The organism is Nocardiopsis metallicus (assembly GCF_014201115.1).
In the GTDB taxonomy this organism is placed as follows: Bacteria; Actinomycetota; Actinomycetes; order Streptosporangiales; family Streptosporangiaceae; genus Nocardiopsis; species Nocardiopsis metallicus.
In genome coordinates this window covers 6,640,255-6,660,777 of record NZ_JACHDO010000001.1, presented here as the reverse complement: position 1 = coordinate 6,660,777, position 20,523 = coordinate 6,640,255, and the positions used below count along the sequence as shown (strand labels likewise).

Genomic DNA, 20,523 nt, shown 5'->3' with positions numbered 1-20,523 from the left:
AGCTGACCGCGGGGGCGGGTGCGTGTGCGCACCCGCCCCTCTGCGCCCTCCCCTTGCAACCCCCTTCTTTTCCCTGCTCGGGAATCGCGGTGAGATCTATGCCCCCTGCCCCCTTGTACCGTCACCATGGCGGTCTGCTCCTACGCGCCAGTGCCACCAGCGATGCCGCCACACCGCCCCCGCCGGCACCAGACGAAAGCCTCCTCTGGCTGCAGCAGATCTGGTCCGATGAGAGTGTGCGCCAAGCAGTGGAGGCCGCCAACCCGGTCCTCTACGGGCGTGTGGGTGACCTACTGGGCGCCAATGACCCGCCCAGGCGCGCCCTCGACAAGGCCATCACCTCCCTGCTGGGCTACCTGGCGCGGAGGCGACGCCCTACCCCGTTCGGTCTGTTCGCCGGAGCCGCCCCGATCACCGTGTCGGCCGTCCCGAGCGTGAAATGGGGTGAGGAGCACCGGGTGCACACCGGCGCAGATCACGCCTGGATCAGTGAGGTCATCGACCGCCTCCATGCCTGCCCGGAGCTGATGGCCCGGTTACCGGTGATGTCTCACCCCCAGGTCATTCGGCGTGGTGGGCGCCTGGTCGTGCCCGGCCCTGCCTCGGGCGGGCGGACCCATCGCGCCGCCCCGGTGGAGGTGACGATCCGGGCCGCTCCCCCAGCGGTCACCGCCCTGGAACTGGCACGTGCCCCACTGCCGCACCAGGTGCTCACCGACCGGTTGGCCGAACAGTTCCCCTCCGCCCCGCACGAGCGGGTCGCCGCCCTGGTCGACGAACTGCTCGCGCAGGGGTTCCTGGTCAGCGGCCTGTGGGCCCCGGCGACCGTCCCCGACGCCCTGGGACACCTGTGCCAGGTGTTGGAGCAGGTGGGCGCACACGAGATCCCCGAGGCGGCAGGCCTGCTCAGGCGAATGCGATCCCTGCACACACGCCTGGATGCGCCCTCCACCCACTCCCAGTGGAAGGGCAAGGCGCCGCTGCGCAGTGTGATGCTCGGCGTGAGTGAGGTGTCCCCGGTGCCGTTGACCGCGGACACCACCCTGGACTGCCAGGTGTCCGTCCCGCCGCAGATAGTGGCCGTGCTGGAGCAGGCCGCCAGCCTGCTGGTGCGGACCTCGGCACACCCGTTTGGTTCCCCCATCTGGCGGGAGTACCACCACCGGTTCCGGGACCGGTACGGGCCCGGGGCGGCCGTGCCTGTGATGGAGGTAGTGGCCGACAGTGGGATCGGATGGCCGGCTGGATACCTGGGCGCCGACAGGTTGGCAGCACCGACGGTCCTGACCGACCGCGACACCCTCCTGCTGGAGGAAGCCCAGAAAGCGCTGGCTAGCGGCGGGGAGTTGGTGCTCACCGACGATCTCGTCGACCGGCTGGGCCGCGCGAACGGTGCCCCTCTCGTGCCGCCGGACCGGGTGGAGATCGCCGCGCGGGTGCACGCCCCCACCCTCGCCGCCGTGGACAAGGGAGAGTTCTCGGTGTGGGTGACAGCAGCACCGCGGCCCGCCTCGAGCATGTTCGGCCGGTTTCTGGAGCTGCTCGACCCCGATGACCGCCGACCGTTGGTCGACTCCTTCGCCACCCGTATGGAGGGGGCGGTGGCGGCGCAGGTGTCCTTCCACGCCCGCCAGCGCCGCAACGACAACCTCACCCGCACCCCGCCGATCACTCCGCTCACCATCTCCCTGGGGGAACACCGCACCCCAGGGGAGGGGGTAATCGGGCTGGAGGACCTGGCGGTGGTAGCCGATGCCACCGGGCTGGGGCTGGTGCGCCTGTCCACCGGGCAGCAGGTCATCCCCCGTGTGGCCCATCCGCTGGAGCCGCAGAACCAGACCCCGACCCTGGCCCGTTTCCTCGCCGAGATCCCCTACGCCCGGTGCGTGTTCTACGGGGCGTTCGACCTCGGCGTGGCCGCCCGCCTGGCGCACGTGCCCCGCATCCGGTACGGGCCCGTGGTGCTCTCCCCGGCACGGTGGACGCTCACCACTGCCGACGTGCCCGGCCGCGACGCCGACCAGGACACCTGGGACCAAGCGCTGGGCCGGTGGCGGCACCGGTGGGGGGTACCCGAGCACGTCGCCGTGGTCGAGCACGACCGCCAGCTCCCCCTGGACCTCACCGAGGCCGCGCACCGGCACCTGCTGCGGCGCCATCTCCACAACCATGACCTGGGCCGAGTGCGAGTGTGCGAGGCACCCGCACCGGAACAGGTGGGGTGGATCGGCCGCCCCCACGAACTCGTCGCAGCCCTGCACACCACCCTCACCCCTGCCCGGCCCTGGGCCAGGGCTCGGCCGGTGGCCGAAGGTGTTGTGGACTCCCCTCTGCCCGGTGGGCCAATGGTGCACGCCCGTGTGCCGGTACACCCCGACCGAGCCGACCCGATCCTGACCGACCACCTGCCCACCCTCATCGAAGCGGCCGGATGTGACCGGTGGTGGTACCGGATACGCCGCGACACCGCCCGGGTGGACGCCCCCACCCACCTGGAAGTCACCCTGCGCACTCCTGCTGGGCAGGAGATGGCCGCAGTGGTCGAGGCCGCACATTCCTGGGCGCACGGGCTACGCGAGGCAGGGCTGGCACCCGGCGCGGAACTGGTGCCCTACCACCCCCAGCACGCACGCTACGGCCACGGAGAAGCGTTCCGGGCAGCCGAGGCGGTGTTCACCGCCGACTCCGCCGCAGCCCTGGCCCAACGCCGCCTGGCCCTGGCAACCGGGGCCGATCCGATGGCGCTCACCGCCGCCTCCCTGACCGACCTGGCCGCTGACCTCCTCGGCGGCCGCGAAGCGGGAGACCGGTGGCTGGTCCACGACCTGGAGCACACCCCCGGCCGGGTGGAGACCGCAGTACGCACTGCGGCGCTGGAGTGGTCCGACCCCGCCGACAGCAGCTCCGGCGAGCTGTGGGCCACTCCTGCTGGGGAGGCCGTCCTGGGCGCCTGGCAGGCGCGCGGCCGCGCCCTGGACCTGTACCGCCGCACGCTGGAAACGACCGGCCGGGACCCCGCAGAGGTGACGCGGTCGCTGCTGCACCTGCACCACGCGCGCTCCCGCGGCGTGGACCCCGACGGAGAGGCCGGCGTGCTGCGTGCGGCGCGCTCGATCGCTCTGACCCGCACCCACCGGAGGTCCCCGTGAAAACCAGGACCACCGCTCAGGCCGGGCCGGTGCGGGCCGCACTCGATACGGCCCTGGCTGCTCTGGACACCCCCGCTCCGGTTCCACCGGGGCAGCCGTGGGCCGCAACCTCGTTGGCCTCGGGAACGATCGGTTCTGCTCTGGCCCACATCGAGAACGCCCGCACCACCACCGCCCCCACGGCACGGGACCAGGCGTGGGTGCAGGCGCACCGGTGGGTGCAAGCCGCCACCGCGCACGGGGTGGAGGCCACCGACGCCAGTGCCCTGTACCTGGGGGTGCCGGCGGTGACGTTCGCCCTGGATGCGGCCGGGCGGTACCGGGCCACCCAGGAGCGTCTGTTGGAGCAGACCGTGGCGGTGGCGCACCGGCGGGTGGATGCGGCTTCCGCCAGGTTACGCTCCGAGGTGGCGGCGACGTTCGCCGAGTATGACGTGTTCTTCGGACTCACTGGCCTGGGCGCCCTCCTGCTGCGGACGGCTCCCGGCGACGACGCGCTGGGCCGCATCCTTCAATACCTGGTCTCCCTCACCCGCCCCCGCACTGTTCAGGGGTGCTCGGTGCCGGGGTGGTGGGTGTCCCACGACCCCCGTCGCGGCGTCTCGCGGCACTTTCCCGCAGGTCACGCCAACCTCGGTATGGCCCACGGCATGGGTGGCATCCTCGCTCTGCTCGCCACCGCCCATCGTGCCGGAGCCACCGTCCCGGGGCACGACGAGGCCCTCCATGTCCTGTTGGAGTACCTGGACGCCTGGGCCCAGGACGGCCCGGCCGGGCCGTGGTGGCCCGAAACCCTGACCCTGCACGATGTGGTCGCCGGGAGCCCTCATCACGGCGGCCCGGCCCGGCCCTCCTGGTGCTACGGCACCCCCGGCCTGGCGCGCGCCGGACAACTCGCTGCCCTGGCCCTGGGCGATCGGCCCCGGCAGGAGTTCTTCGAGCACGCCCTGGACCGGTGTCTGTCCGACCCCGCCCAGCTCGCCCGTATCAATGATGCGGGCCTGTGCCACGGGTGGGCGGGCCTGTACCAGACCACCTGGCGGGCCTCCACCGACGCCATCACCCCGGCCCTGGCCGCCCATCTGCCCCACCTGCGCGCCGTCCTGGCCGCCAGCGCCGCCCCCGGCACCGGCGATGCGGGGTTCCTCGACGGCACAGCCGGGACCGCGCTGGCACTCATGACCGCCCTCACTGACACCGCCCCCGCCACCGGATGGGACACATGCCTGCTCATCGCCTGAACGGCCCGCCCTCCAGCTCCGGCCCGGCCGCCGCCGCGCTGGCCCGCGTCCTGGCTGGCACCCCCCTGGAGCACGCTGCGGGCGACGCCCACTTGGAGCCTGCGTTCCTGGCCCGCCTGCTGGAGGTCTTCACCAACGCCGGGTACCGGGCCGTGCACGAGGCCACCGCCCACCACTCCTGGTGGCAGGTCGACATCGAGTTCGACCCCCACCGCGACCACACCGCCGCCCGAAGGCTCACCGCGCTGATCGACACCGCCCTTGCCGACGGGTTGGTGTCGCGGTGGTGGTTCCTGCACAAGCACCCCGGGTGGCGGCTGCGCCTGGACCTCACCCGGCCCGATGCCCGCCACCGCCTGACCATCGCCCTGGACACCCTCGTTGAGGCCGGCGTGGTGCGCGGGTGGCGGACCGGCATCTACGAGGCCGAGACGGCGGCATTCGGCGGCCCTACCGGGATGGACATCGCCCACGAGGTGTTCTGCGCCGACAGCCACCACATCCGCCACCTGGCGGCCGAGGCCGACCTGCCGCTGGGCCGCAAACAGCTCTCACTGATGCTGTGCACCGAACTGATGCGCTCCGCGGGCTTGGAGCCGTTCGAGCACGGCGACGTCTGGGACCTGGTGTGCGACCTGCGGCCCCTGCCCCAGGACGTGAACCCCGCCCAGGTCGGCACCATACTCACCTCCGCAAAGACCCTGATCGGCGCCGACACCGACCCCGACGGGGCCATGTTCGGCCCCGACGGTGCCCTGTCCGCCCACGCCTCATGGGCGGGCTCATTCGCCACCGCGGGTGCCCGGCTCAGGCGGGCCCGGGCCGAGGGAGCTCTGGTCCGGGGAATCCGCGCCGTCCTAGCCTACCACGTGATCTTCCATTGGAACCGGCTCGCCCTGGGCCCGGGGGTGCAGGCCGCCCTGGCCCACGCGGCACGCACGGTCGTCTTGGGCGTGGCGGTCGAGGGCTCAGAGGCCGTGCGGTGAACAAAGAGTTCCTGCAGGCATGGGAACGGTTCCCGTTGCTGTGCCGTCCTCACCTGCACCTACCCGATCTGTACACCCGGATCGAGACCGCTCATTCCCATGCTCGTGCGGCCACTGCAACCACCGACCCTGGCGAGCGGCACCGTCAGGCGCTGAACGCCTGGAACCTGGCCGCGCTCATCGCCGCCGACCTAGGGCACACCGATCTTGCCGCCCGGTGGTGCCGCGACCAGCACACCCTGCTCGCCCGCCACGCTCCTCTGACCGGACGAGCAGCCATAGACGCCCTCCAGCCCTTGCTCAACCTCGTGCGTCTCACCGCCCGCCAAGGCCACCCCCGGCAGGCGTTCGAAGACCTCGCAGCTCTACACCGAGGTGTCGCCACCGGTAGCGGCCATATCAGTGTGCACGGCCTGTGTGTGGATCTCGCCGCCTTGCTGGATACCCCGGTCGCGGTCCAGGTGCTCCGGTGGACGGGCTTGGCCATGCTCCAGACCGGCACCGCTTTGCTGATGCGCACCCGCCAGTGGGAACGAGCCGCCGTCCACTCGCGCACCTTCGACCACGTGGGCGAACGCCTCGGGCCCGCGCACCAGTGCAGCCTGGTGGAGAGCATGGCCAACAGGCACACAGACGACCTGTTCACCCCGCTCCTCGTGACCGATACAGGAAAACGCGCGGTACTAGGGTGTCTGCGCGCCTATGCCCACCTCGCCGCCGATCAGGGCCCCGAACCTGACCTGGAAGCACTGCACATCATGATCACTTCGGCGCGCACCACCACTGACCCGATCAGCCCTCTGTTCGGAGTACACCTGACATTGACCCTGATCGACCTGGCTTCCCGTACCGCCCCCGGCCACGTCGACCCGTGGCTGAACACCCTCGTCGACGAAGTCCTCGCTCTGCCCGACGCACGACCAGCCCATGAGGTCCTCACACACCCCCGGTCTCAGGAATACCTCCTCGCCGCACAACGGGACGCGCTGCTGGCCCGAAGCCATGCCGCAGGATTGTCGCTGCCGGAGACCGTGCCCCTACCGTCCCTACTTGAGCAGACGGCGCAGCTGGCGCACGCTGTCGTCGCCGCAGCTGGGTAGCGCCCCCACATGTGGTCAGCGGGGTCGGTAGGAACAATGCGCTATGAGCTCGGACTTGTCCGGATGCGCTCACACCTACCCCACCCGCCACGGCTTGGACCTAGTGGAGTGCGTCTCCGTGTGCCGCCGGCCTCCGGCCCCACCGCGTACGCGGGACAGGGACATGAAAGTGCGCCCTTACTTGTGAGGAGCCATGGACCAGGGCCAGGACATCTTCGTTGAATGCAACGTTGACGAGGACCGGAGCGGCTGCGGCCCACACTCGCGGTAGTGAATCTCTTGGTCCGATGCCTGATCTGGCAGGTCGACGTGGTGCTCTCGGCCCGTGTTGGAGACGACGGACCTATCAGGGTCTGCGCCACCCGGTGTCCGCAGCGCACGGTGACGGTGGCGGATCAGGAGTTGGGCAGACGCCGACTGGACCCGCCCCTGATCTGTTGCTACGCACTGAGTGTGGGTATAGGGACCACACATAGGTGGGACGACGCCGCCCGACAGGTGCGCAGTACCGGTGCCCCTGCACGGAACCTGGACGCCGTTTCAGCCTGAGTAAGCCATATCGTTCCCGAAGCAGCCCCACCAACCTCATGAGCATCAGCGCTTCAGGAGATGTTGGGCCAAGGAACAGGCGAATGCAGCCCGCTGCGCGCGGTTGGGTGGGCGACTGCGGCACTCAGCCCGAGCCTTCCGGTGCTGCTTACCATCTCCGAATCACTGCTGGACCTCTGGCAGGCCAAACCACGGCGGCAGGGCCAAACTCCTGGCTGGCCGGAGTCGAGCGGCACGGCGTGCGCTGCCCGCTTACTGAAGCCGACCACCTGGTCGGGCCCCGAATCGCGCGAGCACTCAGGGATCCGCTCCAGAGCGTTTGGCTAAGCTTCACGGGGATGAGGGTCTAGTTGCACGACCCGGATATGCGCTCCACAGGCCTGGCATCTGCACTGCTGAGAGCACGCTTCGCTAAGCTCTGGGCATGTCACACACCCTTGAACCTTTCTCTGGCCGTCGTCTTCACTTCATTGGGATCGGAGGATGCGGCATGTCTGGGTTGGCACTTGTAACCGAAGCGCTCGGTGCTCACGTCACTGGCAGCGATGCCCGGCAGACGATCTACACCGAGTCCTTGGAACGCAACGGCACCGCCAAAGTAGTGATCGGCCACGACACCAGCAATGTCCCAGACGAACCGGCAGAGGTGGTGATCTCCAGTGCCATCAAACCGGAGAACATCGAACGCGCCGAGGCCCACCGCAAAGGTCTGGGTGAGTTGCACCGCGCAGAGCTGTTGACACAGATCAGCGAGCTGCACGAGACGATCGCAATCGGTGGCGCACACGGTAAGTCGAGCACGGCGGCACTGCTAGCACACGTGCTGTCCTGGTGTGGGAAGGACCCGAGCTATGTAGTCGGCGCTTTGCTACGACCGCCGGGCGTGCATGCGGCTGCCGGGTCGGGGGGAATGCTCGTGATCGAAGCGGATGAGTCCGACAAAAGCCTGTTGAACTACCAAGTGCATACCGCAGTGGTCACCAACGTTGATCTTGACCACGTCGGCGACGGGGGCGCTTACCAGAACATCACGGATGTCGCCAAGGTGCTGGGGGAGTTCGCTGCGAAGGCAGAGGAATCGGTGGTTTCTGCTCAGGCAGCCGAGTATCTGCGGCCCTTCGTACCGGACATGAAGGTGGTGGAACCAGAACTCATCGACGGCGAACCGATGCGGTTCCGGCTGAGTGGTGAAGTGTATGAAGTCAATCAGCCGGGCGTGCACCAGCTGCACAATGCTGCGTTGGTAGTGGAGGTAGCACGCCGTCAAGGCTGCGCAGCTGCGGACATCCGTGAGGCACTGTTGGCCTTCCCTGGGCTGGCCCGTCGGTTTGAGCTGCGGGGCAGGACCGTGTCCGGGGCGCGAGTATACGACGACTACGCCCACCACCCAGTCGAAGTGGCCGCCGCTCTGTCCGCGGCCCGCCAGGTTGCTGGGCAGGGTCGAGTCCTGGCGGTCTTCCAGCCGCACCTGTTCAGCCGCACCCAGCAGTTTCAGGCCGAGTTCCTCCATGCATTGGCTTCAGCCGATCTTGCATGGGTCGAGCCGGTCTATCCAGCTCGGGAGAACCCCCAGGACTGGCTACACGTGGCTAAACAGCTCGCCGCTGATGTGGACAGCCGTGGGCCTGGAATGCAGATGTCCGTCGGCCGGGCTCAGCTCGCTCACCAGCTACAGCAGGAGGCCAGGGATGGCGACGTCGTGATGCTGATCGGAGCTGGGGACGTCAACGCCTTGGCCGAGGAATTGGTTCACTGACTGTCGTGGCCCCCTGGTCTGTTTCCCTGCGGTTCCACCCTTGATGGGGTACGTGCACAAGCGGGGCGAGTGGTAGCGCGCAGCAGGAATCTGCCACAGCGGCGGCTTGAGCGTCACCTTCGGGGCCCCACCCCAGCAGCAGATTGGCTTGCCGGGCGGGGACAAGAACCCGGCGGTATGTTTGGCCGCTGTCGGGGTCAGGCTCGGCTGGTCCTAGGCGGTGCAGGGGCGCGGTCATTCGTAGCTGGGTGTAGGGGGCACGATCGTTCTCCTTGACCTGCTGGAAGCCGAGCATGGTCGAGGCGCCAGTATGGGCGTTGGCTTCTTCAACGGCTTCCCTCGCCAAGGTGTGGTGTGGGCTCTCGCCTGGTTCGGGACGGCCACCGGGCAGGCTAGGAGTGCCGAAGCGGTCCAAAAGGATCAGCACTCGGCCGAGCGAATCCGTCAGCCACCCCCATACCTGATGGATGTCCTGCGCCGAGGGTGGCGAGGTACCCAGGTTCCAGGTGAAGCGGGCTAGGGTGCGTTCGGTTTTGGTCGGCGCAGCGTCGGGCCGGCGGCCCTGGGCGAGATAGAGAGTCTGGCCGAGGAGGCCGGCGCGACAAGCCGCTCGCAGCCGTGCCGCTTCCTGTTCAGGCAGAGCCCTCAGGGCCTGTCCGAGGGGCACTGAGTGGTGGCGGGCTGATGCCGCCCTCGGCGCGGGAAGCAGACCGTGCCACACAACGTGGTGTACGACTGTTTCATCGTCAGTGCTGTCGACTACAGCCAGGTGCGGTGCGGTGTCGTTGGCCAGGCTGAGCCTGTCCCGCAGATGTCGCAGCACAGGTGTGCAGGCTGCCTCTGGCGGCAGCTCCGCGGCGGGGAGGGACCCGTTGGAGTCGACGACGATACTGCCGTCGGTCAGGCCGACCAACAGGGCGACAGTCTTCCGTACAGGGGTGGGGCGGGGCGCGTTCATGCGGTCGAGGTGGATTCAGTGCCAAAGGCAGTGATGACCTGGTCGTGCAGAGTGGAGAACGCTGCCAGGCTGGCGTCGTATCCGGCGGTGGCGACCAGCACGCGATCGGCGCTCCGGTCCTCGGGTAGTGGGAGCAGGCCGCTCGGTTGGACCGTATAGGCCGGGGTGCCTTCCAGCCGGATGAGCTCAGCCAATCGCTTGTCCGCGTCGGCGACCTCCCCGCCAGGCACAGCTGCCTCGCCTACAGGCAGCACCCACACGGTGTCCGCCTCATGCAGGCCCAGCGCCCACGCTGGGAGGTCACGCTGGTTCTTACGTCCCCAAGGGGCCACTGCGATGACCAGGTGCCGATCAGGATGAGCTTGGCGCAAGGCCTGGATGAGAGCAGCCGCCTGGTCGGGTTGTCGGGCGTTGTCATCGATGAGGACGAGGCGGTCGTCGCGGTACATCGTGCTCATACGGCGGCGCGGCAGTTTGAAACCGGCCAGCCCTTCAGCACTGTCGGCAGGGCTGACACCCAGGTGTAGGGCGGCGATCAGACCGCAGGACGCGGCGGTAACCAAGTGGGGGCCGGGCGCGGGCACGGTCCAGGTGCCAGCGTGGGTGCCGTGCTGTGCAAGGCGGAAGGTCGTGCTGTGTGCGTCGGCGTCGGTGACGTGAACGCTCCAGTCGGCGCCTTCTCCGACGGTCTCGACTTGCAGGTGTGTGCTGGTGGTCGCGAGGTGGGGTGCGAGGAGTGCGGCGACCCGGTCTGGCAGAACTGCTAGACGGGGTGGGGTGGGCGATTGGGTGAGGAAAGTGGTCAGGCTGCGCTCGAATCCGACCGTGCCAGGTCCCAGGTCATCCTCATGGTTCTGCACGAGGTTGAGAGCGATGACGATCTCTGGGGCGAGAGCGAGGTAAGCGGCTTTGTACTCGCACGCCTCGACGATTGCCCACTCCCCCTCAGCGAACTTGCCCCCGCACAACAGCCCGGGCACGTCGGCGCCAATGTATGCCGAGGGTACGAGTGGTTGCAGGATGTGGTGGAACAAGGCGGCCGCGGTGGACTTACCTAATGAGCCGGAGACTGCGATCAGCTGTTTGTGGTGGGCCGCGAGCAGGTGCTGAACGAACTCCAGGCGGGCCATCGGTTGTGGGCCCGCGTCGTGGCCGGGCTGTAGGGCGGCGCTGGCCACGTGCATGGTGGTGCTGTCGGGGATGGTGTTGGTGCCGATCGTGACGGCGACCCCTTCGGCTTCGAAGGCGCGGGTGCGGTGGTTGGGGGCAAGGTCGTCGCCAGTGACGAGCATTCCTGCCTGGTGGGCGAGGGAAGCTGCTGGGGCGATGCCCTTGCCTCCCAGGCCGTTGAAGTGCACATGTTGTCCGGCCAAAGGCATCCGGGTATCAGGCATCGAAGAGGACTCCTTCGGGGTTGGTGGTGGTCAAGTCGCACAGGTCGGCCAGCTCACCGCGGGCGTGCAGGTGCTCGTAGAGAGTCAGATCGTGGGCGGTGTCGATCTCCAGCCAGCCTCCCTGCACCGGCACAGTGGTGGCGTGTCCCCCTGCCCGCAGCCAGGCAGCGAGCAGGGCCGTGGTGTCCCAGCGGGCCGCAGTTGGATCTTGGTCGAGCGCGTGTCGGTAGAAGTCGGTCAGATCAGTGGCCCCGGCCGGACTCAGCCGGATGATTCCCATGAACTGGGCGTGCACTTCATCTAGGCCGGTGGGGGTGCCTCCGATGTCGAGCAGCTGCCCGGCGGAGTCAAGCAGGAGACGCTCGGCGTCTTCGAGCGGGTTCTCCATGCGGGCCTTCCACAGCGGCAGCCAGGCGGTGTTCACTGGTAGGCATACGTCGGCGGCGGGTGCGGTGAGTAAAGTGGTGAACACGACCGGTTCGGCGACGATGTCGCCGTAGGTGACTACGGCGCCGTGTTTGAGGGCTCCAGCATCGGCGGCGGCTAGCAGGCTCGTGGCGATACTGGTCTGCTCCCAGTTCTGGTTGTGGATGGTGCGGTAGGCATCGGCGTGGGTGGTCAACATGTCGGCGCGGTAGCCGGTGATGACGGTGGCCTGTCCGCATCCGGCTGTGCGCAGACTGGCCAGGAGACGGGTAAGTAGCGGGATCTGTACGAGTGGCAGCAGCGGTTTGGGACGGTTGTCGCTCAAAGTGCCCAGGCGTGAGCCCCGGCCTGCGGCCAAGATGACGGCGTGCATGATGTCACTCCTGTTGATTGCTGAGACCTCAGGGGGTGAGGGTGTGGAGCAGGTGGTGTAGGGCGTGGGCACCGGTAGCGGGCGGTTGTTCGCGTTCGGGGTGCCACATCAGCCCCCACCAAGGCAGGTGCCGGTGTGCGTATGCCTCGACGGTGCTGTCCTCGGCCAGCGCCAGCACTTGCAGATCGTCAGGGAAGCTTTGGGCGGACAGGACGTCGCGATGGTGGGAGGTGACGGTGAATGTCGGTGGCCAGCCCCACGGCGTTTGCGCGACCGTGCGGACCAGGTGACGGGTTCCGGCATGTTGACTGCTGCCCTCGGCTAAACAGGCACCGTGGCGGACTGCGATCACCTGAGCGCCGTGGCAGATCCCGATCACCGGTACTAGCTGCTGTTCGGCCATGCCGAGCAGCCAGTCTTCAACCGCGTCTCTTTCCGGTGCGAGGTCGGTTCTGTGCGAAGCGCCGGGCAAGTCGTTGCCGCCGCTCAGGATGATCGCTGTCAACGGCACGTTGGCCAGCATGTGCCGGGCGGCGGGCAGGTTGTTGGGCACCAGTAGTAGTCGGCTGTCCGTCAGGTGCGCCATCCATCGGGCGTCGAGGTAGTCGCCTTCTTCACCGCGGTGGTCAAAGTGCACACGTCGCTGGGTGACCGCGACCCAGCCCGATTCGGTGCCGGTGATCACGGCAGTACGTCCAGGCGTTGGGCTCCCGCGTCCACGATGAGGCGGCGTGCAGCTGAGCAGGAGGCGTGTGTGGCGAGGCCGACCCCAATCGCGGCAGGTATCCCCGCCTCGGCGCAACGGATCGCCATGTGGCTGTTAGCGCCCCCGTAGGCAGTGACCAGAGCGGCAGGCTGGTGGGCGAAAATCCAGTCGTAGCCCGGGTCTGCGGCCTCCAACACGATCACGGACCCCGGCGAAGGTGGGTGATCTGGAGAGAGCGTGGCATGCACCGGCCCACACGCCCGAGCGGATCCAACGAAGTTGGCCCGCCCCCTCCCGCGTTCAAAACAGTCCAAATCCTCCGCGCTGGTGATCACATCGGGCAACTCGACCAGTGCGCACGCCTGTGCCTGGGCCCGGCGCCGCGCGATCAGGCCGGGCCATCGCCCCGGATGGGTGCGAAGGATTTCGCTCAGATGCAGGTATCGCATCCCGTCGCGGTCGATACCGCGGGAAGCTCCGTGTGCGGCAACAGCCTCCAAAGCTGCACTGACCCACGCTGAGTAGACCGCCTTGCCGCGTTCGCGGCCGGTGATCGCGGCCCGGCAGAACGCTTCCAGCGCCCCAGCGTCCAGCCCGAGCGGGGCTACTGCCCGGTCCACGGCGGCTGCGTCGCACTCAGCCCATGGCGTAGACACCGCATCATCTGCGGAGTGAAGGGGGTGAGCGAGGAGGGGACGCAGGTAGCCGTCGGGGTCATCACCGTAGGTGGGAATAGTCAGGTCATAGGTGCCGGGCCGGATCCAGCGGTAGCGCGCCACAAAATCAGACCAGGGCAGCTGCCCGGCTGCGGCTGCGGCCGCGTCCTGCCGCATCACGGTCGTGACCGTGCCCAGGCCACGCATCCATGCCTCTCGCCGAGTAACCAGCCCCTCCTCTCTGAGCACGCTGATCAGGTCGGTGGCCATAAACGCAGCTCTGGCCAGATGGGCGAACTGCATTGCTACCGACCGTGCTTTAGCCAAGGTGGTGGGCAACCGGTCCAGCCGCGTGTCTACCGGTGTCGGTGCGGCGATACGGTCCAGCTCCGCGAGGTCGGTCGGTAGGCGACCGATGCCGCGCCGAGTCAGTGCGAGCAGTTGTTCGTGGAGCGTCCTGCGGGCGGTAGAGCCGATCCCCGCTTCGGTCATGTACGTGATCCGGTGGGAGATGTGCGGTGTCCAGCATGTCGCCGCGATCTCGAACTCGATCTTGTCGTGTGCCTTCGGATCGGCCACCAGCCGCTCCACCATCGCCGTGAGGATGGTCCGGGCGAGGGGTTCCTCGAGAGCTGCGGGCAGGAATGAGGCCAGGCTCGCTGTCGCATTGATGTAGGGGGCTCCTGCGATGAGGTGCATCAGCGGAGTTCCACGCAGGTCACGGTAGCCGTAGGTGGACCGTTGCGCCGCCCAGGTCCGGTCCGTGATCAGTGTCTGGTACAGAGAGACGGCTAGCGGTGCGGGATGCCGACCCAGCATCTCGGCTGGGTTCCAGTCGACCATGTTCGACAACACCACTTGCGGTTCATCACCTGCTTTGTGGCCTCGGGTGAAGTGGGCGATCTGGCGCTGTGCTCTTTCCACAGCTTCGCAGGCGCCTTGATCGTCGCTTGCCTGCGCGGTTGTTAGAGGGCGGGCCTGCAGCAGATGGGCGGCCCCGTCGGAGAGCGCGACCTCCACGTCCAGGCGGTTGGTGCCCGTACATACCTCGGCTTCCATCGCAGCGCCCACAAGCCGTGCCACCGCCGAGGGCAGCCCGGCCGAGCTCCAACCACGACCAGGTGCGGGTGTGCGGCGTATGTACCAGCTCTGAAGTTCTCCTGAGGCCCCGCTCGTCACGGTGTCCGTCCGGCCCGAGAGCAGGTCAACCGTCGCGGTGTAGTAAGGGCCGCCGGCCAGGGTCCGGGTAGTAACCACCCCTGCCGCCTGTACCGGGTGCAGCCACTGCTGGATCAGCACCCTCGCCTGCGGCCCGCATCCGCCGTAGGAACCGAACACCTCATCCACTGCGCGAGCGATCTCCTCCGGCTGCGCGGGCAACCGCACAGGCACGCTTGAGAACGCTCCTGCTTGAGAGTACTCCCACCCGTCCTCACGGCTGGAGCAGGAGCGGACGATCACGGGCTTTTCCGGGTACCTGGCAGTGATCGCCGCGAGTACCTCATGAGGAGCGTGGAGCCATTCCTGCCAGGTCACCGACAAGCCGGTATCGACTCGGGCCTCCTTCAGCAGCACCGCGAGTCGCCGCAGTGCCACATCTTTACCGCCCAGGAGCAGCCGTGCCCGCTGTTCTCCGTCATCCCAGGGGGCCAACCCTGGACGAGGGCCCGCCAACGGCACCCGGTGCTTTTGGACCAAATGGCGCGCTGCCACCTCCGCAGTCGCCCCGGGCAAGCTGCAACCGCTTCCCACACAGTGTGTGTGCGCCCGAAGAGCCAAAGGACCAAAGCTGTAGGCACTCAGCCGCCCAGCCGGTGTGCCAGGCTGCCCAGTCCACACCCCGATGCCGTGCTCGCCCAACAGCACCCGCCGACATACCTCTGTGGGTACAAGGCCGCTAGGAAGCCATAAAGCCGCTGCCAGGTGCGCCTGGCCCAACACTTCCCCCGCTGCGGCCGGTGAGACTGCCAGATCAATCGCTGTTGGCGGCTGGTCGAGCAGATGCGCGACAACCTCACGCAGTTGGTCGATCCCCATCTGCCCCTGAGGTCCAAACAGCGGTCGGGGCCATACAACGGCAAGACGTGCACGCATCCAGGGCCTCCAGGCGCATCGACAATGCAGTCACGGTGCACCACCAACAGCAAGCGGCCCAAGGGAGCGCTCCTACGGCGAAGCTCTGGCGAACACCTCGGCGCGGACCCAATTCCACGATCGCCTGGACCCACCCTCTCGACCCGCCCGGTTACCGCGTCCATAATGTGATGCGCTCCACCCCCGCTATGCACAGCAGATCTTGAGCCAAGGAAGGACAGTCGCTGTGCCCAACGACCAGGCACCACCTCACTCGGCAGACGATTCGGAGCCTCAGCTATCCGATGAGAGCGCTCTGCGCTACTGGTTCCGCTTGTCAGGGCTCTCCAAGAGCGCGCTGGCCCGCGCCGTGACCGAGCGGGCCAGCCAACGTGGCCACCCGCAAGTACGCCCCGACGGTTCCCGAGTACGCCGGTGGATCAACGACGGCGAGCGCCCGCGCGATCCAGTCCCCGGCCTGATTGCCGAGATCCTCTCAGAGCACACCGGCTACCGCCTATCCACAGCTGACCTGGGCTTGGGCCCCGCACCTGGCAACGACAAGACCCGCTACCGCGGACCGGCCGAGGTGCTCGGCGACATCGAGCGTGTCACACGCGCAACTCTTGTTGCAGGCCCTCACTGCGCTGAACAGAACACCTACGGAGAGACCCTCAGGTTTGAGGAACCCCGGCACATGCTCACAGCCTTGGAGACTTGGACCTGGAAGTCCCCTCGCCCGTTGCCCTCAGTTGCCGCCAAGGGCGGGCTCGGCCACGTTGATGCCGAACGTCTCTCCGCCTACACCACCACCCTGCGACAGATGGACAACCAGCACGGCGGCGCCAGCATGCTCCACATGGGCATCGGCCACCTCGCTGCCACCAATACCGCCATCAACACAGGCACCTACACAGAGACAGCGGGCCGCGCTCTGTTCCGAGAGCTCGGCGATCTGGCCGGTGTCGTCGGCTGGGCCTCACACGACGCCGGCAACTACCCCCAGGCGATCACCTACCTGACTTTGGCCGTTCACGCAGCCCGCGAGAGCGGCGATCTCAACCTCACCGCTCATCTCCTGCAATGCCTCGCCCGCATCTGGGGCTATGTCGGCCACCCTCAGCACGCCCGTGATTGCATCGCATTGGCCCTATACGGCACACGCAACACTGCCAACCCGGCTCTGCGCGCAGGGCTGCACGCCCTCGACGCGCGTTTTGCCGCACTTCTAGGCCGCTCTCGCGATGCCCTGCGCGCACTCCACCTCGCCCAAGAGATCTTTGCAGATGACAGCTCTGAACCCACCCCGGCATTCATCTCCTACCTCGATGACGCCGAACTGGCCTCCGTGCTTGGAGAGGTCCTGCTTTTTCTCGCCCGTACTACCGAAGCCCCCCGGCATGCCCACAATGCGGTCGAGCTACTGAGCGCTGCCGTTGAACAACGCTCGGATTATCGAGTACGTTCTCGAGTTTTCGACGCGATCGCGTTAGCACGGGCATACCTGTTCCTCGGGGAGTTCGAGGCCGCTCACACCACTGCCGAACACGCTGCAGCGATCGGAGCCGGGATGGGGTCAGCACGCGTTAACCGCCGCTACCGTGACTTGGCACGTGAAGCAGCCGACCACCTCTCCGTGGTCTCAGCACGACAGATTCACGATCTGCTCACTCAGCGTAAATAGCCTGGGGTGTTCCTCGAAGGCAGCCGTTTCACCACAGTCCCGCACAACCCCATCAGTGTCCCTTTCACAGCGACCTGGGAGAGACCGAAGAGTATGGGGACGCGCAGCAACCCAACGAAAGGGGCACGTGGACCGGCGTCGCCTCTTCACCGCGGTGACGTCCTGCAGCTCACGCGCGGCGAGCCGGCGTTGATCATCAAGCTGCTCGGTTCGGGCCACTACACCAACGCTGAGTCCCACATGGACACGCTGGCGTGCAAGGCCTCCGCCAGGTCGGCTAGGCCCTCCTGGGGCAGACCGCACCTTCAGCGTTGACAGGCGATTTGTGGGCCTACGTGGGGGGAAGCCAGCACGGGCACCACCTTGTGGGTGACATCAGGGTGGTCAGGGTGCTGACCCCGTCGAGGTCAGTGTGCCCCGTCCCAACCGTGTACGGAGAAGACTTCACCTGACCGGATCCGGTCAATGATGGTGGCGATGTAGGGAATCGTGTTCGTGGACAGGTCAGCGGGGTTCACCCAGGACAGGCCCGAACACAGGTCGGGTTCCATGTTGGTGGGGGTGCCCTGCCAGCGGGTGGTGGTGAAGAAGAACCCGATGCGGGTCTGGCCTTGATCGTTGCGGTGGTGGGCGACGTGGGCGCATTCCAGGTCCGCAGGGTCGATGAACACCCCGACTTCCTCTTTGAGTTCGCGGGCCGCGCCCTGGGCCACGGACTCACCCTCTTCCAGGTGCCCGCCGGGGATGCCGAACTGGCCGTCAGCGAACCCCGTGCCTGTGCGTTGGCCCAGCAGAACACGCCCGTCCTCGCGAGTGAGCAACACGCACACGTCCACGGTCGGGTTCGCCCTCGTTGACACCCTGCGCCTCTTCTCGCTCTGGTACTGCTGTGGGTGTTCCCCAGCATGCCGCAAGGCTGTGGCGGATCGACGCGGCGGGTGTTGGTAGACCTCGCACCCGAGCGGTGCGCCCCGGGCCATGGTCACCGTCAACACCAGCCCCCAGGGCCTCGGCAGCAGGTAGTCGCTGATGGCGGTGATGATCCAGCACCGTTGTGGCTCCTCACCAGGCCACCGTCACGCACAAGTCCAGGGCCCGGGGCAGGTCTGACTTGTAAGCTGCGGACGCTGGAGTGGTTCCCCCATGGGTGCGGAGGCCCCAGATGGCGATCGCGGACGCGAAGATCAAAGAGATGGTGGACGGCTACCTCGCCCGCCACCCTGAGGAAGCGGTGCTGCTGGCCGAGGCGCTCCAGCAGCTCCACACAGGAGAGGGCTTCGCTTCACGGCACACCCTGCCGATGCACGTGACCGTCGGCGCGCTGGTGCTGCGCGGGGATGAGGTACTCCTGGTCAAGCATCTTGCGTACGGGATCTGGCTGCAGCCCGGCGGCCACCTTGAACCTACCGATGCTTCGCTGATCGACGCCGCTGTGCGTGAGTCGACCGAGGAGAGCGGCATCGACCCCGCCCGGATCCGCCCGGCCTCGCCCCTGCCCGTCTATGTCGAGTACGGCCGGGTTCCAGCACGGCCGGTGAAGAACGAGCTCGCCCACTTTCACCTCGATATCGGTTTCGCCTTCACTGCGGCGGCCGGTACGCAGGTGGGGCGGGTTCAGGAGCAATGCCGCGTAGTTAGGCGGTGGACTGAGAGGGCAAATCATGGGTTCCTGCTGGTAGGCGCCATTCCGGTGCGAGTCTGTACAGGCCCCGGCCAACTTTGCTAAGAAGACCGTCCTTCGCCCACTGGCCCAGTTGCGCGCAGAAACTGCGGTAGTGATCGATGCTGAGACTGCGCGCGATCTCCTTCGAACTCCAGGTGCGCTGACCGGCTGTTCGTAGGAGCTGCAGGGTGCGGTCTCGACGGCCCTGCCTGCGCCCGCCAGGCGAAGGCGGCGTGGAAGCGCAGGTAAGACCCCTGGGGTCCGCGCCGGTCTGCGCGGTGTGGACCGTGATAGCCAGATGGATGATGTTCCGGCTGCTCAGTGGGCGTTCCTCAGTAGAGTTGCCTCGGTAGCGGGAGGTGTAGGCCTTCACCCGGCGGGCGCTGAGGCGGGCACGACGTCTGGGCAAAAGACCGGTCATGACCGCGTGGGTGATTGTTGCGGTGCCGGGAAGGCAGGACAGGACGCCCTGTGCGGTGATGACCTGGTTGCGGGCGGCCTCAAGGGCGACGGTGAAACTCGCACGGTCTGGATCGATGGAGGCATCGGTGTCAGTGGCCTCGACCATCGCGCGTCGTAGCGCCTGGTAGAGAGCGAGTTGGGCCCAGATCTCCTGCTGCAGACCAAAGGGGTCCTGCGAGCGCAGGACGAGTCCGTCGAGCAGAGTGTGCCGCAAGGCGTAGAAGGCAGACTCCACTTCCCAACGCTCGTGGTACAGGCGGATCAGGGTGGTGGCAGGATCGTGTCGGTGGTCTAGCAACGTGGTGGCCAGCCGGTACCTGCTGGCGATTCGTTGCCCGTCCTGGCAGGTGGCGGTGATGTCCGCTTCGATGACACGCAGGGTCAGACCGTTGATCCGCGTCAGGTAGGAGCCGTCGGGCAGGGGTGTCATCACTGCGGGGGTACGGCGCCCGTTGAGGCGGATCAGTAGTTGGGCCCGGGTACCGGCGACCTGGGTGAGGAAGTCATCGGAGTCGAAGCCGCGATCGGCCAGCAAGAGCATGCTCGCGTCGAGAAGGGGCAGCAGGCGTCTGGCATAGCCGCGTTCACCGCAGCTGGTGGGGCCAAAGACCGCACCCAGCAGGCTGCGGGTACCGGTCTCACACAGGGCCATCAGCCGGAGCATGGGGTAGCCGTCCCAGCCGTTGGGGCGTAGTACCTTGCCCAGCCAGCCTCGCACGCGTAGCTGGTCAGGGGCTTTGATGGATGAACAGCCGTCCAGGGCCACGGTGCGCCAGTGGCGGTAGCTGATCCCGGGTGTGCGTGGTCGGCCGACAGGTCCGGCCAGTGTCTCAAAGAGCAGTTTCAACGGGGCTGGGCTCAGCCGTCGGCGCAGGTCCCGCAGCCCTTTTTCCGAGGGGCGGGCGGTGCCCGCAGACTGTATTCCGGCCACCAGTTTGTCCCAGACCCTGGCGTATCCCAGTGAGGGGAAGAGCGCCAGCGCGAGCAGGAAGTACACGCCAACTCGTGAGGGGAGCTGCCGGAGCCGCTGTTGGAGGTGGTTGGTTCGTGCTAGCACGTCATCGACGAGTTCGAAGGGGATGTGCTGGGTCAACTCGCCCAGATGCCCTGGCGCGAAGATGCCCTCGGCTGTTTCAACGACACGGGTGGACACAGAGATGGCAGACTGGTGTGGCAACGGGACCTCTTGTGTGAGCGGTGATGACCTTGGTCGGTATCACTGCGTCTATCAGGGGGTCCCGTTCCTGGTGTAGAGGGGGTGCTCTGGCGGTGGGTGTCCGAGTTGCTTTGATGGATGATCGCCTAACTACGCGGCATTGGGTTCAGGAGTCGGAGGTTGCCGCTGCC

General features: G+C 67.4%; 14 protein-coding genes. 7 read left to right on the top strand and 7 right to left on the bottom strand.

Features of this window, described 5'->3' with window-relative positions; all coding sequences use genetic code 11:
- Nucleotides 1-236 precede the first annotated feature (236 nt).
- From HNR07_RS29350 to murC, 5 genes are all read left to right on the top strand, one after another.
- Nucleotides 237-3,149 carry a lantibiotic dehydratase gene (locus tag HNR07_RS29350; protein WP_184368907.1) on the top strand — a complete coding sequence of 971 codons (2,913 nt, stop codon included), beginning with the start codon at nt 237-239 and terminating at the stop codon, nt 3,147-3,149.
- Nucleotides 3,146-4,390 (top strand): lanthionine synthetase C family protein, encoded by a 1,245-nt coding sequence (locus HNR07_RS29345; RefSeq protein WP_312894012.1) that lies wholly within the window; start codon nt 3,146-3,148, stop codon nt 4,388-4,390. The genes HNR07_RS29350 and HNR07_RS29345 overlap by 4 nt, the downstream gene beginning before the upstream one ends.
- Complete coding sequence (locus tag HNR07_RS29340; RefSeq protein ID WP_184368891.1) at nt 4,372-5,376, top strand: thiopeptide-type bacteriocin biosynthesis protein; 1,005 nt, start codon at nt 4,372-4,374, stop codon at nt 5,374-5,376. The genes HNR07_RS29345 and HNR07_RS29340 overlap by 19 nt, the downstream gene beginning before the upstream one ends.
- A complete protein-coding gene (locus HNR07_RS29335) occupies nt 5,373-6,476 on the top strand; it encodes a hypothetical protein (RefSeq protein WP_184368888.1) in 1,104 nt (367 codons plus the stop codon). Before HNR07_RS29340 ends, HNR07_RS29335 begins: the two co-directional genes overlap by 4 nt.
- A 973-nt stretch (nt 6,477-7,449) precedes the next feature.
- Nucleotides 7,450-8,781, top strand: a complete 1,332-nt coding sequence (murC, locus tag HNR07_RS29330; RefSeq protein WP_184368885.1) for a UDP-N-acetylmuramate--L-alanine ligase — start codon at nt 7,450-7,452, stop codon at nt 8,779-8,781.
- Here murC and HNR07_RS36245 read toward each other — a convergent pair.
- Genes HNR07_RS36245 through HNR07_RS29305 form a run of 5 tightly spaced genes read right to left on the bottom strand, consistent with a single transcriptional unit; the run spans nt 8,750 to nt 15,331 of the window.
- Nucleotides 8,750-9,739 (bottom strand): NUDIX hydrolase, encoded by a 990-nt coding sequence (locus tag HNR07_RS36245; RefSeq protein WP_376769959.1) that lies wholly within the window; start codon nt 9,737-9,739, stop codon nt 8,750-8,752. The genes murC and HNR07_RS36245 overlap by 32 nt on opposite strands.
- A complete protein-coding gene (locus HNR07_RS29320) occupies nt 9,736-11,133 on the bottom strand; it encodes a Mur ligase domain-containing protein (RefSeq protein ID WP_184368878.1) in 1,398 nt (465 codons plus the stop codon). The genes HNR07_RS36245 and HNR07_RS29320 overlap by 4 nt, the downstream gene beginning before the upstream one ends.
- Nucleotides 11,126-11,932 carry a phosphocholine cytidylyltransferase family protein gene (locus HNR07_RS29315; protein ID WP_184368875.1) on the bottom strand — a complete coding sequence of 269 codons (807 nt, stop codon included), beginning with the start codon at nt 11,930-11,932 and terminating at the stop codon, nt 11,126-11,128. The genes HNR07_RS29320 and HNR07_RS29315 overlap by 8 nt, the downstream gene beginning before the upstream one ends.
- A gap of 28 nt (nt 11,933-11,960) precedes the next feature.
- The gene (locus tag HNR07_RS29310; protein WP_184368872.1) at nt 11,961-12,617 is read right to left on the bottom strand and encodes a glutamine amidotransferase-related protein; all 657 of its coding nucleotides are present in this window, start codon (nt 12,615-12,617) and stop codon (nt 11,961-11,963) included.
- Nucleotides 12,614-15,331, bottom strand: a complete 2,718-nt coding sequence (locus HNR07_RS29305) for a PEP-utilizing enzyme (protein WP_281387211.1) — start codon at nt 15,329-15,331, stop codon at nt 12,614-12,616. The genes HNR07_RS29310 and HNR07_RS29305 overlap by 4 nt, the downstream gene beginning before the upstream one ends.
- A 283-nt stretch (nt 15,332-15,614) precedes the next feature.
- On the opposite strand from HNR07_RS29305, the gene HNR07_RS29300 reads away from it, so the two are divergent.
- Nucleotides 15,615-17,051, top strand: coding sequence for a transcriptional regulator (locus tag HNR07_RS29300; RefSeq protein WP_184368866.1), 1,437 nt, complete (start codon nt 15,615-15,617; stop codon nt 17,049-17,051).
- Between the two features lie 407 nt (nt 17,052-17,458).
- On the opposite strand, the gene HNR07_RS29295 is transcribed toward HNR07_RS29300, so the two are convergent.
- Entirely contained in the window at nt 17,459-17,911 is a 453-nt protein-coding gene (locus HNR07_RS29295) for an NUDIX hydrolase (RefSeq protein ID WP_312894011.1), read from the bottom strand.
- Between the two features lie 302 nt (nt 17,912-18,213).
- Between HNR07_RS29295 and HNR07_RS29290 the strand changes: the two genes are divergently transcribed.
- The gene (locus HNR07_RS29290) at nt 18,214-18,777 is read left to right on the top strand and encodes an NUDIX hydrolase (RefSeq protein ID WP_184368864.1); all 564 of its coding nucleotides are present in this window, start codon (nt 18,214-18,216) and stop codon (nt 18,775-18,777) included.
- On the opposite strand, the gene HNR07_RS29285 is transcribed toward HNR07_RS29290, so the two are convergent.
- Nucleotides 18,686-20,353, bottom strand: a complete 1,668-nt coding sequence (locus HNR07_RS29285; RefSeq protein WP_184361138.1) for an IS4 family transposase — start codon at nt 20,351-20,353, stop codon at nt 18,686-18,688. The genes HNR07_RS29290 and HNR07_RS29285 overlap by 92 nt on opposite strands.
- Nucleotides 20,354-20,523: the final 170 nt, after the last annotated feature.

What these genes read in the sequence shown, in the direction of transcription:
- HNR07_RS36245 (WP_376769959.1), bottom strand. Translation starts at nt 9,739, where the DNA reads ATGAACGCGCCCCGCCCCACCCCTGTACGGAAGACTGTCGCCCTGTTG.
- HNR07_RS29290 (WP_184368864.1), top strand. Translation starts at nt 18,214, where the DNA reads ATGGCGATCGCGGACGCGAAGATCAAAGAGATGGTGGACGGCTACCTC.
- HNR07_RS29320 (WP_184368878.1), bottom strand. Translation starts at nt 11,133, where the DNA reads ATGCCTGATACCCGGATGCCTTTGGCCGGACAACATGTGCACTTCAAC.
- murC (WP_184368885.1), top strand. Translation starts at nt 7,450, where the DNA reads ATGTCACACACCCTTGAACCTTTCTCTGGCCGTCGTCTTCACTTCATT.
- HNR07_RS29305 (WP_281387211.1), bottom strand. Translation starts at nt 15,331, where the DNA reads ATGGGGATCGACCAACTGCGTGAGGTTGTCGCGCATCTGCTCGACCAG.
- HNR07_RS29340 (WP_184368891.1), top strand. Translation starts at nt 4,372, where the DNA reads ATGCCTGCTCATCGCCTGAACGGCCCGCCCTCCAGCTCCGGCCCGGCC.
- HNR07_RS29315 (WP_184368875.1), bottom strand. Translation starts at nt 11,932, where the DNA reads ATGCACGCCGTCATCTTGGCCGCAGGCCGGGGCTCACGCCTGGGCACT.